Source organism: Streptomyces sp. NPDC104202 (assembly GCF_055584185.1).
In genome coordinates this window covers 22,069-36,437 of record NZ_JBVJMN010000004.1, presented here as the reverse complement: position 1 = coordinate 36,437, position 14,369 = coordinate 22,069, and the positions used below count along the sequence as shown (strand labels likewise).

Below are 14,369 nucleotides of genomic sequence, written 5' to 3'. Positions count from 1 at the left end.
CACCCCCGCCCCACCCCGAGGAACAGGAGCGACCCCGCCCCATGGAACGCATCACCGACTGGCTCCACGAGAAGAACCCGGGCCTGGACGGAGCGATCGACGCCGACGAGGACCTCATCGAGGCCCGGCTCATCGACTCCATGGACTTCCTGGAGTTCATCGACCTGCTGGAGGACATGTCCGGCAGCTCCATCGACCTCCAGGAGGTCACCATCGACGACTTCCGCACCCTGAACCGCGTCCGGGCCCGCTTCCTCGACGCCGGCCCCGCCGCGGCCCCGGCCCCGGCCGGCTGACCCGGTCCGGCGCCCCGGAACCGCCCACGGGCCTCACGGCGGCGGGGCGCGGCGTCCGGGGACGGAGGGTGGCCCGCGGGCGTACGTCCCCGGGCCGATGTGCGGGCTGAGGCCCCCGCCTACGATCGTGATCATGACCGCCACCCCGACCGCAGCCCCGCCGAGCGGGCGGATGACGACGGTGCTCGCCTGGTGCGCGGCCGCCGCCCACCCGTTCGTCCTCTTCCTCTCCCTGGGGACGGGCCCCCACCACTCCACCCGACTGCGCTTCCTGCTCGGCGCGGTGGCGGTGGGGGCGGCCCTGCCGCTGGCGAGGCGGCGCCCGCTCCCGGCCCTCGTGCTGCTGCTCGGCGGCCTGCTCGCGGCGGCGACGGCCCGGCCCGAGTCCCTGCTCCTGTACCTGCCGGTGCTCGCCGCCGACGTCGTCGTCGGCCGGATCGCCGCACAGCGTCCGCTGCGGGTCCTGCTGCCGGCCGCGCTCGGCACGCTCGTCGCGCAGATCACGGCCACCACCTTCGTCGCGTCCGGACAGGACGTGTTCGTCAGCACGAGCATCGCGCTCGCGCTCGCCCTGCTCACGGCCGGCCTCCTCGGCCGGTCGGTGCGCGAGCGCCGCGGTCACGCGGACCGGCTGAGGGCCGCCGCCGCGGCCCAGGCCGTGGCCGCCGAACGGCTGCGGATAGCCCGCGAGCTGCACGACGTGATCGCGCACAGCATCGGGGTCGTCGCCATCCAGGCGGGCGCGGGCCACCGCGTCATCGAGACCCAGCCCGCCGAGGCCCGCAAGGCCCTCGCCGTCATCGAGACCGTCAGCCGGGAGACCCTCGCGGGCCTCCGCCGCACCCTCGGCGCGCTGCGGACGCCGGCCGAGGACCCTCCGGCGTCCGGCGAGGCGCCCCGCGCACCCGCTCCGGGCCTCGCCGACCTCGACCGGCTCACCGCGATGACGGCGGACGCGGGCGTCCGCGTGGAGGTGCGCCACATCGGCGACCCGGGGCGCCCCCTGCCGCCGGAGGTCGACCTGGCCGCGTACCGGATCGTGCAGGAGTCGCTGACCAACGTCGTCCGCCACGCCGCCGCGCCCGTCTGCCGGGTGACCGTGGAGCGGACCGGGGACGCCCTGGTCGTGGAGATCGCCGACGACGGCCCGCCGTCGGCCCCCGCCGGCGACGGCCCCGACCACCCGACCCGGTCCGCCGGCGACGGCCCGGGTCGGGTGGTCGCCACCGCCACCGCCACCGCGGCGGAGGGTGCCGACGGCGGCTACGGCATCGTCGGCATGCGGGAGCGGACCGCGCTCCTCGGCGGGCGCTTCTCCGCCGGCCCGCGCCCCGGAGGGGGCTTCCACGTGACGGCGCTCCTGCCGCTCCCCACCGCCCGCCCGGAAGGATCTCCCACCCCGTGAACCCGCAGATCCGCGTCCTCCTCGTCGACGACCAGCCGCTGGTCAGGACCGGTCTGCGGGTCCTGATGGCCGACAGCCCCGACCTCGTGGTCGTCGGCGAGGCGGGCACCGGGGACGAGGCGGTCCGGCTGGCGGCCGAACTCCGCCCGGACGTGGTCCTGATGGACGTCAGGATGCCCGGCACGGACGGCATCGAGGCCACCCGGATCGTCACGGCGGCGCCCGACGCGCCCCGGGTCCTGGTCCTGACGACCTTCGACGACGACGCGTACGTGTACGGCGCGCTGCGCTCCGGGGCCAGCGGCTTCCTGGTCAAGGACATGGCCGTGGACGACATCCTCGCCGCGGTCCGGGTGGTCGCCGCCGGAGACGCCCTGATCGCGCCGGGCGTCACCCGCCGTCTCATCGCGGAGTTCGCGGCCCGGCCGGAGGCGCGGCCGCGGCCGGTGCGCGAGCCCGTGGCGCTCGCCCAGGTGACCGCGCGGGAGCGCGAGGTCCTCGTCCTCGTGGGGCGCGGTCTGTCCAACGGTGAGATCGCCGAGCGCCTCCACATCAGCGCGGCGACCGTCAAGGCGCACGTGGCGCGGCTCTTCACCAAGCTGGACGCCCGCGACCGGGTCCACCTGGTCATCCTCGCCTACGAGGCCGCCCTGGTGCCCTGACGGCCGGTGGCGCCTCCTCCGGATCGCCCCGACCCCGTAACCCGGGCGTCATGTCGGAGGTCTTGCGCCGCGCTGCCGGGCTCTCTACTCTCCGCCAATGGTTAGGAATATTTCCTATCTATTGGCCAGGGAGAGAAAGGGAGTTGTCATGCGGAGACGAAGCGCCTCGCTTCTCGGACTCGCGGGTCTGCTGGCGTTGCCCCTGACGGTGGTCGACCACGCACAGGCGGCCGACGCCGTGGTGTCCACCGGGAAGTCCGTGACGGCCTCGTCCGTCGAGACCTCGGCGTTCGGGCCCGCCCTCGCCGTGGACGGCAACGGAGCCACCCGCTGGGCCAGCGTGGAAGGGGTCGACCCGCAGTGGATCAGGGTCGACCTCGGGGCGAACCACACCATCTCGCGGGTGAAGCTCAACTGGGAGGACGCGTACGGCAAGGCGTACCGCATCCAGACCTCGCCCGACGGCACGACCTGGACCGACGTCTACTCGACCACCACGGGTGACGGTGCGACCGACGACCTCACGGTCTCCGGCAGCGGCCGGTACGTCCGGATGTACGGGACCGGCCGCGGCACCGCGTACGGCTACTCCCTCTGGGAGTTCCAGGTGTACGGCGCGCCCAGCGGTGGGGGAGGCGGGGGCGGGGGCGGCGGCACGGCCGTCCCCTTCGGCAGCCACCTCAAGCCCTACGCCGCCGGCACGCTGAAGCCCTCGGGCTCGCAGACCACGACCGACCAGAAGGTCGTCGACTACTACAACCGGTGGAAGGCCGCCTTCGTCCGCCAGAACTGCGGCAACGGCTGGTACCAGATCATCTCGCCCGACGCCGACCACCCGTACGTCGCCGAGGCCCAGGGCTACGGCATGGTCGTGACCGCGACCATGGCCGGCGCCGACCCGGACGCGAAGAAGATCTTCGACGGCCTGGTCAAGTGGAAGATCGACCACCCGTCCTCGGTCAACCCCAACCTGCTCGCCGCCGAGCAGGACACCGCCTGCAAGAGCGTCAACGGCGGTGACGGCGCCACCGACGGCGACATGGACGTGGCCTACGGCCTGCTCCTCGCCGACAAGCAGTGGGGCAGCACCGGCACGTACAACTACAAGGACCTCGCGCTCAAGCACATCGCCGCCATCAAGAAGGACGAGCTCAACCCGACGACCAAGCTCCTGAAGCTCGGCGACTGGACCAGCTCCGGCGACCAGTACTACTACATCACCCGGACCTCGGACTGGATGGTCGACCACTTCCGCGCCTTCCGCACGGCCTCGGGCGACTCGACCTGGGACGCCGTGCGTACCGCGCACCAGAACCAGATCAGCCGGCTCCAGTCCACCTACGCCTCCGGCACGGGACTGCTGCCCGACTTCGTCGTCGACACCAACACCACGCCCCGGCCCGCCCCGGGCCAGGTCCTGGAGGACCCGAACGACGGCGCCTTCTGGTGGAACGCCTGCCGCACGCCGTGGCGCATCGCCGACGACGCCGTGACCAGCGGCGACGCCACCTCCCTCGCGGCGGCGCGGAAGCTCAACGGCTGGATCAAGTCGAAGACCGGCGGCGACCCCGGCAAGATCGCCATCGGCTACAAGCTCAACGGCACCCAGATCTCCTCGGGCAGCGAGGCGGCCTTCTTCGCCCCGTTCGCGGTGGCGGCCATGACCGACTCCGGCAGCCAGGCCTGGCTGGACGCCCTGTGGAACAAGATGCTGGCCACGCCGATCGACACCAGCAGCTACTTCTCAGCGAGCATCCAGCTCCAGGTCATGATCACCGTCTCCGGCAACCACTGGGTCCCGTAGCCCCGGGGGGACGGACAGGCCCCTGAGATAGCCGGACAGGGCGGCCCCGGTGTCCGCGAGCGGGAATCGGGCGCCGAGCTGGCCGTCCGGGCGGACCACGAGGCCGGTGGCGCCGTCGGGGAGGTAGAGCCGTGCGAACTCCCCGGCGGCGTCCCGGTACAGGGGCGCCGCCGGACCGCTGCCCGCCTCCGACGGCAGCGCGGCCACGTCCGCCGGGGCCTCCCGGGCCAGCACGGCCAGCGGCACCACGTCACCGGCGGCCCTCACCCGGCCCGCCGCCCCGGCCAGTTCGGCCGGGTCGCTCCCGTAGAGCAGCACCACCTGGCCGGTCCGGCCGCGCAGCACGTCGAGCAGCCGCAGCGGATGGGCGGCGAGCGGCGTCGTCAGACCCGTGCAGTCCGGGGCCCGGTCACCGGGCTGGGGCGCCTCCTCCGGTCCGTACGGCGCGCCGGAGAGCGGGCCGTCGCGGTACTCCACCAGCAGCTGGGCCTCGCGCAGCAGCAGGGTCCGCCGGTCGTCGCCCCCGGAGTCCATGCCCTGGGTCGCGTGCCGGACGGTGCGCCCGACGACCTCCTCGCCCACCGGGCGGCGCTCCGCGTCGTAACTGGCGAGGAGGGCCGGACCGGCCCCGCCGCGGAGCACCAGGGCGAGCTTCCAGGCCAGGTTGCAGGCGTCCTGCACCCCGGTGTTCATGCCCTGGGCGCCGGTCGGCGGGTGGATGTGCGCGGCGTCGCCCGCCACGAACACCCGGCCCTCTCCGTAGCGGTCGACGATGCGGTGGCTGATGCGGAAGACCGACGACCAGCGCAGCGCCGAGAGCCGTGTGGGCCGGGGCGCCAGGCGGTCGACGACGGCCTGGAGGTCGGCCAGCCCGGGGCCGTCGCCGCCGTCGAGGCCGTGGGCGACGCCGTCCGCGGGGCCCTCCGGGCTCGCGGGCGCGGCAGGCGCCTTCATCGACATCCGGTAGCGCCCCGTGCCCGGCAGCGGAATGCACACCAGGACGTCGGCGGAACCGTCGCCGTCGGGCGAGGGCCGGCTGGAGCGCACGCCGTAGCCGTGCGGCAGGTCCCAGTCCGCCTCGACGTCGCCCAGCATGTACGTCTCCGGGAACGCGTCCCCCTCGTAGGAGAGGCCCAGCGCCTTGCGGACCGTGCTGTGCGCGCCGTCGCAGCCGATCAGATAGCGGACCCGCAGCTCCTCCTCGGCGCCCGCCGCGTTCCGCAGCCGGGCGGTGACCCCGTCCGCGTCCTGGGCGAACGACACCAGCTCGGTGCCGCGTTCCACGGCGGTGCCGAGACCGGCGAGACACCCCTCCAGGAGGCGTTCCGTCTCGTACTGGGGCAGCGCGGCGAACCCGTACGGCACCTCCGGCGGCAGCGACAGCTCGATCCTGCCCTGCTCCCGCCCGTCGGCGTAGAGCAGCTGGCCGCGCAGCGGCACCGCGTTCTCCAGGACGTCCCTGATCAGCCCCATCCGGTCCCAGAGTTCCAGGGTCCGTGGCTGGATCCCGACCGCCTTGGCGTACGGCAGCCGCGCCGGCAGCCGGTCGACGATCCGGCAGCGCACGCCCCTGCGGCGCAGCTCGGCCGCCGCGCTCAGGCCGACCGGGCCCGCGCCCGTGACCAGTACCTCGGGGGCGGCGTGGGTGTCCGTGGGGGAGTGGGCCATGGGTGCCTCCCGGTGATGCCCGGCCTCCGGCCAGATCCCGTGCGTACGTCCATGGTCACCCGGCAGCGTCCGCTCGGCGAGCCGTGCCCGCCGGCTCTCGTGTGCCCCGCCCCCGGGGCCCGCCCGGGAACCGGGGGCGCCCCCGCCGCGTCCGTCACCGGCATGAGCGAGAACGCGCCACACGGGCCACGGAACGGGGACGGGTACGGCGACGAGGAGCGGTTCGACGGGGACCCCCACGAGGGGGAGGCCGCGGAGGAGGAGACGGAGGAGGACGGGCGGACGGCGAGCGCCGTCGGCTGTCTGCTCTCCCTCGCCGGCGCCGCGGCCGTCGGCAGCTTCGCGCTGACCCGTGCCGGATACGTCGTCGACGGCGGCTTCGAGGGAGAGGCCCGGGACTGGGGCACGATCGTCGTGGAACTCCCGCTGATCCTCCTCGCCGGCGTCGTCGTGCCGCCCCTGGCCTACACGGCCGCCGCCCGCCGGCTCCGCCCCTGGCAGGCCGCGCTCGTCTGCGGCGCGGTCGTCGCCCTCGGCCTCTGGGGCCTCTCCGAGGTGTGGCAGCCGGCGCAGCGGCCGGATCGCGGGGACGGACCCGGCCTCTGAACCCGCCGGCGCGACGCGATCGCGCGCCGCGTCCCCCGGGCCCGCCGCGGGCGCGCCGCCCGTGGCGTCAGACGAGGACGACGGGTTCGCCGGTGAGTTCGACGCCCGCGGCGCGCAGCTCGTCGAGGGCGCCGACAGTGCTGTGGGCGGCGGCGCCCACGGTGTAGTCGAGCAGGACGCGGACGTCGAAGCCCGCGCGGACGCCGTCCAGGGCGGTCGCCTTCACGCAGTGGTCGGTCGAGATCCCGACCACGTCGACACCGGAGACCTCCCGGTCGCGCAGCCAGGCGCCCAGGGCCGTGCCGCCCTCGTTCGCGCCCTCGAAGCCGCTCTTCGACGCGGAGTGGGCACCCTTGAAGAAGACCTCGTGCACCTCGCCGGAGTCCACCACGGACGCGAAGTCCGGGTGGAACTCGGCGCCTTCGGTCCCGGCGACGCAGTGCACCGGGAACGAGTCGGCGAAGTCGGGCTCGTCGGAGAAGTGGCCGCCCGGGTCGATGTGGTGGTCGCGGGTGGCGACGACGTGCGCGTACCTCCCGTCGGCGCGGCGGACGAGGTCGGCGATGGCGCCGGCGCGGTCGGCGCCGCCCTTCACGGGGACGCCGCCGCCCTCGCAGAGGTCCTTCTGTACATCGACGACGATCAGGGCACGACGCACGGGAACGGCCTTTCCTCGGGAGGGGGAGGGGAAGCCCCCATCGTCTCGGCCCCGCGCGCCGGAGAACGCGTCACGCGCCCGCCGTTCACCCGATAGGGATCATGGACGCGCGGTACGGCGACGCGCCCGCTGACGCCCCTTCCGCAGGACGTCAGCGTTCCACGACGCCCCGGACGACGCCGAGGTCGAGCAGGTCCCGCGGCCGCAGACGGAGCTGGTCCGCCGTCGCGTCGGACTCCTCGGGCGGCCGCTTCAGGATGGACGCGGCCAGCTCGGGTGCGATCACCGAGAAGTAACTGTCCGGAGTGGCCCAGAGGTTGTCCGGAGAGGCGAGCGCGAGGGCGCCCCCGGAGCCGCCCTCGCCGATGAGCAGCGAGGTGAGGGGGGTGCGGGCGGTGGCGACGGCCGCGAACAGGTCGGCGATGGCGGGACCCGCTCCGGCGTGCTCGGCCGCCGGGTCGTTGGCCGCTCCCGGGGTGTCGACGAGGGTGAGGACCGGGATGCCCAGACGGCCGGCGAGGCGGACCAGCCGTGCGGCCGTGCGGAAGCCGGCCGGCCGGGTCGCGGTGCCGCACTGCGCCGCGTAGGCGACGGTGGTGCCGTCGTCGAGCCGGCCGAAACCGCAGCGCATCCCCGGGTCGACACCGCCGCAGCGGTCGCCGGAGATCTCCTCCCGGAGGGTGAAGTGGGCGTCGAGGTAGGCGGGGGCCCGCGGCCGGTCCGGGTGCCGGGCGTCCGCCACCGCCTCCCGGCCGGTCGCGGCGGGCGAGGCGCTCCGCGCGCCCAGCGCGCGCGGCGGCGCGACCGGTCCGTCGGCGGGCCGGGTGAGCAGGGCGAGCCAGCGGCCGAGGGTGGTGCGGAGCTCCTCGGGGGACACGATCGCGTCGACGTGGCCGTGCGCCAGCTGGGACTCGGCGGTGTACGCGGCCGGGTCCGCGTCCGGCGGACGCACCCGGGAGCCGGCGAACCCCACCTGGGCCCCCGGCAGCGCGAGGACGACGTCCGACCCGGCGCCCAGGGTCGCCCAGCCGCCGCCCGTCGTCGGGTTCCGCAGGACCGCGATCTGCGGCAGGCCGGCGGCCCGTGTCAGCTCCGACTCCCGCGCCAGGAGCTGCAGTTGGAGAAGGGCCCGCATGCCTTCGTGCATCCGGCTGCCGCCGGTGGCGGGCAGCACGACCACCGGCAGCCGGCGCGCGCGGGCCAGTCGGTGCGCGGCGACGGCGCGCGCGCCCGTGCCCTCGCCGAGGGAGCCGCCGAGGAACCGGAACTCGAAGGAGACGATCACCGCGGGCACCCCGCACACCGTGCCGGTGCCGCAGACCACCGACTCGTCCTCCCCGGTCCGCTCGGCGGCCCGGTCGCGGGCGGCGGAGTAACCGGGCCAGCCGATCGGCCCGTCACCGGCCACGGGCTCCCCGGCGAAGGGGAGTTCGGTGAAGTCGTCCGCCACGAGGGCGATCGCCTCACGTGCCGTCCTCGGGTCGCTCATGGGGCCTCGCCGCTCGTCGCCGGAGTGTGCGTACGGGTGGGGCCGCGTGCCGGCGTGCCCCGTTCGTTCGCGCGTTCCCACCGTACCGCCCGGTCCGGGCCGCCCCGGGGGCGTTCGAGTGCGGCGCCACGGGGCCGTCCCCGAAGCGCGGGGACGGCGTGCGGCGCCGGCCGTCCGGCCCCCCTCGATCAGGCCAGGATGCCGCTCCCGTGCGGCGCGTACAGATCCAGCAGGCGGACCCGCGTCACATGGAGGCGGTGCGCCAGGATCGAGCCCACCCAGTAGGTGACCGAGGCGCCGAACTCCTGGTCCGAGCGGCACATCGACCGCACGGCCGGAGCGTCGAACTGGTACGCCCTGACCGGCGTCATCGCCTCGGCGCCCGACTGGCAGAGATACGGAGGGAAGAGCCAGGACAGGCCCACCAGCTCACCGTGGCGCAGGGTCTCGATCACGGGCGCCCCCCGGCCGGGCACCTTCGCGTCGAGCGTCACCGCGCCCGTCTTCACGATCCAGAACCGGTCGGCGTGCTGCTGTTCCTCGAAGAGGCGGTGGCCGGAATCGAAGTACACGTCCTCGGCGAAGGCCATCAGGCGCTCGCGGTGCTCCGGCGGCAACGTGCTGACCTTGGGTGCGGCACTGCTCATGGCGGACCCTCCTCGCGCACTCGACTCCCACCCCCAGTGTCCGCCAGGGCGTGGGCGGCCGCCCCCCGTCCGGGCCGTCACACCGGCGCACCGCGCGTCACCCTCCGTGCCCGCCGTCCGGCGTGCGCGGCCCGGGCCGAGGGCGGAGCATGAACCTGAGAGGGAACGGCAGCTCGGGGGTGCGACCCAGGAGGGTGCCATGCCCGTCCCGGACGGTGGTGACGCGCTCGTCGTGCTGCGCGGAGTCGACAAGCACTTCGGCCCCCTGCACGTCCTGCGGAGCATCGACCTCACGGTGCGCCGCGGCGAGGTCGTCGTCGTCATCGGGCCCTCCGGCTCCGGGAAGTCGACGCTCTGCCGGGCGATCAACCGGCTGGAGACCGTCGACGCGGGCGAGATCGAGGTCGACGGCCGTCCGCTGCCCGCCGAGGGCAAGGAGCTCGCCGCCCTCCGGGCCGACGTCGGCATGGTCTTCCAGTCCTTCAACCTCTTCGCGCACAAGACCGTCCTCGACAACGTCACCCTCGGCCAGATCAAGGTCCGCAAGAAGGACCGCAAGGCCGCAGAACAGCGGGCCCGCGCCCTGCTCGACCGGGTCGGGGTCGCCTCCCAGGCGGACAAGTACCCGGCGCAGCTCTCCGGCGGCCAGCAGCAGCGCGTGGCGATCGCCCGCGCGCTGGCGATGGACCCGAAGGTGATGCTCTTCGACGAGCCGACCTCGGCGCTCGACCCCGAGATGATCAACGAGGTCCTGGAGGTCATGCAGCAGCTGGCCCGGGACGGCATGACGATGGTCGTCGTCACCCACGAGATGGGCTTCGCCCGCTCCGCCGCCGACCGGGTCGTCTTCATGGCCGACGGCACGATCGTCGAGGAGACGACCCCGGACGAGTTCTTCGGCAACCCGCGCAGCGACCGCGCCAAGGACTTCCTCTCCAAGATCCTCCACCACTGAGCCCGCGGAAGCGGCCCGACCAGCAGCCCCCAGGGGTGATCCACATGAACGCACACCGGACCGGCAGGGCCTCCGTCGCCGTCGCCGCGGCCGTCGTCCTCTCCGCCACCTCCGCCGGATTCGCGCACGGCGCGGCCGGCGGCGCGCCCCGCGACCACGGGGACGACCAGATCACCATCGGCATCAAGTACGACCAGCCCGGCATCGGGCTCAAGACCCCCGACGGCACCTACACCGGCTTCGACGTGGACGTGGCCACGTACGTCGCCAAGCAGCTCGGCCACGACCCCTCCGACATCGTGTGGAAGGAGGCCAAGAGCGCCGACCGCGAGACGCTGCTCCAGCGCGGCGACGTGGACTTCATCGCCGCCTCGTACTCCATCAACGACAAGCGGGCCGAGAAGGTCGACTTCGCCGGCCCCTACCTCCTCGCCCACCAGGACGTCCTGATCCGGGCCGACGACGACTCGATCAAGAAGCCGTCCGACCTCAACGACAAGAAGCTCTGCTCGGTCACCGGTTCCACCTCCGCGCAGAACGTCAAGGACAAGATCGCCCCCGACGCCCAGCTCCAGGAGTACGGCGGCTACTCCGAGTGCCTGACCGGACTGGAGAACGGCGTCATCGACGCCGTCACCACCGACGACTCGATCCTCGCCGGATACGCCTCGCAGCCCGAGTTCAAGGGCAAGTTCAAGCTCGGCGGCTTCGAGATGAGCAACGAGAACTACGGCATCGGCGTCCAGAAGGGCAGCGAGCTCAAGGCGAAGATCAACGCGGCGCTGGAGAAGATGGTCGCCGACGGCTCCTGGGAGGCGGCCGTGAAGAAGAACTTCGGGCCGGCCGGCTACCAGAACGAACCGGCCCCGAAGATCGGCGTCGTCGTCCGGTGAGCGGGCCGCCGTGTTCGACTTCCTGGAGGGCTACGACCTGCTGGGAGCCTTCTGGACCACGGTCCAGCTGACCGTCTACTCCGCGATCGGCTCCCTCGTCTGGGGGACGCTGCTGGCCGCCATGCGCGTCAGCCCCGTCCCCCTCATGCGGGCCTTCGGCACCGTCTACGTCAACATCGTCCGCAACATCCCGCTCACCGTCATCATCGTCTTCACCTCGCTCGGCCTCTTCCAGACCCTCGGGGTCAGCATGGGAGCCGACCGGTTCACCGTCATCAACTTCCGGCTCGCCGTCCTCGGCCTCACCGCCTACACCAGCGCCTTCGTCTGCGAGGCCCTGCGCTCCGGCATCAACACCGTCCCCCTCGGCCAGGTCGAGGCGGCCCGCGCGATCGGACTGAACTTCCCGCAGGTGCTGCGCCTCATCGTGCTGCCCCAGGCCTTCCGCTCCGTCGTCGGCCCCCTCACCAACGTGCTCATCGCCCTCACCAAGAACACCACCGTGGCCGCCGCCATCGGCGTCGCCGAAGCCGCCCTGCTGATGCGCGAGATGATCGAGAACGAGGCCCAGCTCATCCTCATCTCCGCGATCTTCGCCGCCGGCTTCCTCTGCCTCACCCTGCCCACCGGACTGCTGCTCGGCTGGGTGGCCAGGAAGGTGGCGGTGAAACGGTGAAGAGCACCCCGACCGTCCTCTACGACGTCCCCGGCCCGCGCGCGCGGCGGCGCAACCTCCTGTGGGCCCTCCTCTTCCTCGCCGGCCTCGCCGGCGTCGTCTGGTGGGTCGTGTCGAGCCTCGCCGACAAGAACCAGCTCGCGTGGTCCAAGTGGGCCCCCTTCTTCACCGACCCGCGCGTCTGGGAGACCTATCTCCTGCCCGCCCTGAAGAACACCGTGATCGCCGCCGGCCTCGCCATGGTCATCGCCCTGCCCATGGGCGCACTCCTCGGCGTCTCCCGGCTCTCCGACCACCGCTCGGTCCGCGGCGCGGCCGGCACCGTCGTCGAGTTCTTCCGGGCCATCCCCGTCCTGATCCTGATGCTCTTCGCCAACGCCGCCTACGCCGAGTTCACCGACATCAGCCCCGACACCCGCCCCCTGTACGCGGTCGTCACCGGCCTCGTCCTCTATAACGCGTCCGTGCTCGCCGAGGTCGTCCGCGCCGGCATCCTCGCCCTCCCCGCCGGCCAGACCGACGCCGCCCGGGCCATCGGCATGCGCAAGGGCCAGACCATGGCGTACGTCCTGCTCCCGCAGTCCGTGACCGCCATGCTCCCCGCCCTCGTCAGCCAGCTCGTCGTCATCGTCAAGGACACCGCCCTCGGCGGCGCCATGCTCGGCTTCTCCGAACTCCTCGCCTCCGTCCGCCCCATGAGCGCCAACTACGGCGCCAACACCATCGCCTGCTTCACCGTCGTCGCCGTGGTCTTCGTCGCCCTCAACTTCGCGCTCACCACCTTCGCCTCCTGGCTGGAGGGGCGGCTGCGCCGCGGCAAGAGGTCCACCGGCGCCGTCGTCGGAGCCGAGGCGGTCGAGGAACTCGCGACCCCCGGCGAGCACCGCGACGCCCCCTGACGGCCCCCGGCCCGACCCGCCCGGCCGCCCGCCGCGTCCCCCGCCCGGGTGAAGGCACCCATCCGGAGGGCCCGGCGTGCCGAAGAACCCAGCATGGACACCACCAGCGCCGAGCGGGAGCCGGCGTACGCGCCCACCCGCACCGACCGACTCCTCGCCGCGCTCGGCGGCCTCGTCTCCGCGTACGTCTCCCTGGCCGTCGCCGAGGTCGTCGCCTCCCGGGTCCGCCCCGAGGCGGGACCCGTCCCGGCCGTCGGGGGAGCCGTCGTCGACCGGACACCGGCCGGCCTCAAGGAATGGGCGATCCGCTCCTTCGGGGAGAACGACAAGGCCGTCCTCCAGCTCGGCATCCTGCTCCTCCTCGGGCTCCTCGCCCTCGGCGTCGGGCTGCTCGCCCTGCGCCACCGCCGGCTCGGCTCGGCCGCCGTCGGCGCCTTCGGCCTCCTCGGCGCGCTCGCCGCCGTCACCCGCCCCGGCTCCCCCTCCGCCACGGACGCCGTCCCCTCCCTCCTCGGCGGACTCGCCGGAGCGCTCCTGCTGTACGTCCTGACCGGCCGTCTGCGCCGTCCGAGGCCCGGCACCGACCGGGCCGACCGGCGCGGCTTCCTGATCGTCGCCGCCTCCGCCGGCCTGGCCGCCACCGGCGCCGCCGCGCTCGGCAGGGCCGTCGGCACCCCGGTCGCCGAGCGGGCCACCGCCTCCCGCGCGGCCCTGAGACTGCCCCGGCCGACCTCGCCCGCGCCGGCCGTCCCCGCCGGAGCCCAGCTGCCCGTCCCCGGCATCGGCCCCTTCGTCACCCCCAACCGCGACTTCTACCGCGTCGACACCGCCCTCGTCGTCCCCAAGGTCGACGCCGACCGCTGGCGGCTGCGCCTCCACGGCAGCGGCGTCCGCGCCGCACGCGCCTACACCCTGCCGGAGCTGATGTCCCGCCCGGTGCTCGAACGGGACGTCACCCTGGCGTGCGTCTCCAACGAGGTCGGCGGCCCCTACGTCGGCAACGCCCGCTGGCTCGGCGTCTCCCTCGCCGACCTGCTCCGCGAGGCCGGCGTCCGGCCGCCCTCCGAGGGCGGCCCCGCCGACCAGCTCGTCGCCCGCTCCGTCGACGGCATGACCATCGGCACCCCCGTCGAGGACGTCATGGACGGCCGCGACGCCCTCCTCGCCTTCGGCATGAACGGCGAACCCCTCCCCTTCGCCCATGGCTTCCCCGTCCGCATGGTCGTCCCCGGCCTCTACGGCTACGTCTCCGCCTGCAAGTGGATCGAGTCCCTCGAACTCACCACCTTCGACGCCTACGACGCCTACTGGGTCCCGCGCGGCTGGGCCGCCCGCGCGCCCGTCAAGACCCAGTCCCGCATCGACACCCCCCGGCCCTTCGGCCGCCCCGCCGCCGGGACCGTCATGGTCGCCGGCGTCGCCTGGGCCCAGCACCGCGGCATCCGCCGCGTCGAGGTCCGCGTCGACGACGGCCCCTGGCAGGACGCCCGGCTCGCCGCCCAGGACAGCAGCGACACCTGGCGCCAGTGGGTCTACCCCTGGACGGCGACCCCCGGCCGCCACAGCCTCACCGTCCGAGCCACCGACGGCACCGGCACCACCCAGCCCGAACGGCGCACCGACACCATGCCCGACGGTGCACAGGGGTGGCACTCGGTCGTCGTCACGGTGGAAGGTGGATAACGAACGCCCGCCGCACCCCCGTTCGGAG

14 protein-coding genes are annotated in these 14,369 nt (G+C 74.0%); 10 read left to right on the top strand and 4 right to left on the bottom strand.

Translation table 11 applies throughout. The annotated features are described in order from the left end of the window. Window positions 1-41: 41 nt before the first annotated feature. The 4 genes from ACZ60W_RS04020 to ACZ60W_RS04005 all read left to right on the top strand — a co-directional run bounded on the left by ACZ60W_RS04020 (window position 42) and on the right by ACZ60W_RS04005 (window position 4,167). The gene (locus ACZ60W_RS04020; protein WP_469753774.1) at window positions 42-296 is read left to right on the top strand and encodes an acyl carrier protein; all 255 of its coding nucleotides are present in this window, start codon (window positions 42-44) and stop codon (window positions 294-296) included. A gap of 133 nt (window positions 297-429) precedes the next feature. Next, on the top strand, window positions 430-1,701 hold the full coding sequence (locus tag ACZ60W_RS04015; protein WP_469753773.1) for a sensor histidine kinase: 1,272 nt from the start codon (window positions 430-432) through the stop codon (window positions 1,699-1,701). Beyond that, complete coding sequence (locus ACZ60W_RS04010) at window positions 1,698-2,363, top strand: response regulator (RefSeq protein WP_469753772.1); 666 nt, start codon at window positions 1,698-1,700, stop codon at window positions 2,361-2,363. The genes ACZ60W_RS04015 and ACZ60W_RS04010 overlap by 4 nt, the downstream gene beginning before the upstream one ends. Window positions 2,364-2,511: 148 nt before the next feature. Further along, window positions 2,512-4,167: a glycosyl hydrolase family 8 gene (locus tag ACZ60W_RS04005; protein ID WP_469753771.1), complete on the top strand. Its 1,656-nt coding sequence runs from the start codon at window positions 2,512-2,514 to the stop codon at window positions 4,165-4,167. On the opposite strand, the gene ACZ60W_RS04000 is transcribed toward ACZ60W_RS04005, so the two are convergent. After that, window positions 4,108-5,835 carry an FAD-dependent monooxygenase gene (locus ACZ60W_RS04000; protein ID WP_469753770.1) on the bottom strand — a complete coding sequence of 576 codons (1,728 nt, stop codon included), beginning with the start codon at window positions 5,833-5,835 and terminating at the stop codon, window positions 4,108-4,110. The genes ACZ60W_RS04005 and ACZ60W_RS04000 overlap by 60 nt on opposite strands. Before the next feature lie 162 nt (window positions 5,836-5,997). On the opposite strand from ACZ60W_RS04000, the gene ACZ60W_RS03995 reads away from it, so the two are divergent. Beyond that, window positions 5,998-6,441, top strand: coding sequence for a hypothetical protein (locus ACZ60W_RS03995; RefSeq protein ID WP_469753769.1), 444 nt, complete (start codon window positions 5,998-6,000; stop codon window positions 6,439-6,441). A 67-nt stretch (window positions 6,442-6,508) separates the two neighbouring features. Here ACZ60W_RS03995 and ACZ60W_RS03990 read toward each other — a convergent pair whose 3' ends face one another. From ACZ60W_RS03990 to ACZ60W_RS03980, 3 genes are all read right to left on the bottom strand, one after another. Next, window positions 6,509-7,099, bottom strand: a complete 591-nt coding sequence (locus ACZ60W_RS03990; RefSeq protein ID WP_469753768.1) for an isochorismatase family protein — start codon at window positions 7,097-7,099, stop codon at window positions 6,509-6,511. Between the two features lie 151 nt (window positions 7,100-7,250). After that, complete coding sequence (locus tag ACZ60W_RS03985; RefSeq protein ID WP_469753767.1) at window positions 7,251-8,588, bottom strand: carboxyl transferase domain-containing protein; 1,338 nt, start codon at window positions 8,586-8,588, stop codon at window positions 7,251-7,253. A 188-nt stretch (window positions 8,589-8,776) separates the two neighbouring features. Beyond that, complete coding sequence (locus ACZ60W_RS03980) at window positions 8,777-9,235, bottom strand: Crp/Fnr family transcriptional regulator (RefSeq protein ID WP_469753766.1); 459 nt, start codon at window positions 9,233-9,235, stop codon at window positions 8,777-8,779. 199 nt (window positions 9,236-9,434) lie between these two features. Here ACZ60W_RS03980 and ACZ60W_RS03975 point away from each other — a divergent pair, with 199 nt between their 5' ends. From ACZ60W_RS03975 to ACZ60W_RS03955, 5 genes are all read left to right on the top strand, one after another. Then, the gene (locus tag ACZ60W_RS03975) at window positions 9,435-10,190 is read left to right on the top strand and encodes an amino acid ABC transporter ATP-binding protein (protein WP_469753765.1); all 756 of its coding nucleotides are present in this window, start codon (window positions 9,435-9,437) and stop codon (window positions 10,188-10,190) included. Between the two features lie 44 nt (window positions 10,191-10,234). Then, window positions 10,235-11,083: a glutamate ABC transporter substrate-binding protein gene (locus tag ACZ60W_RS03970; RefSeq protein WP_469753764.1), complete on the top strand. Its 849-nt coding sequence runs from the start codon at window positions 10,235-10,237 to the stop codon at window positions 11,081-11,083. Between the two features lie 10 nt (window positions 11,084-11,093). Beyond that, window positions 11,094-11,759: an amino acid ABC transporter permease gene (locus tag ACZ60W_RS03965; RefSeq protein WP_469753763.1), complete on the top strand. Its 666-nt coding sequence runs from the start codon at window positions 11,094-11,096 to the stop codon at window positions 11,757-11,759. Further along, on the top strand, window positions 11,756-12,658 hold the full coding sequence (locus ACZ60W_RS03960) for an amino acid ABC transporter permease (RefSeq protein ID WP_469753762.1): 903 nt from the start codon (window positions 11,756-11,758) through the stop codon (window positions 12,656-12,658). Before ACZ60W_RS03965 ends, ACZ60W_RS03960 begins: the two co-directional genes overlap by 4 nt. A gap of 93 nt (window positions 12,659-12,751) precedes the next feature. Further along, window positions 12,752-14,341 (top strand): molybdopterin-dependent oxidoreductase, encoded by a 1,590-nt coding sequence (locus tag ACZ60W_RS03955; RefSeq protein WP_469753761.1) that lies wholly within the window; start codon window positions 12,752-12,754, stop codon window positions 14,339-14,341. Window positions 14,342-14,369: the final 28 nt, after the last annotated feature.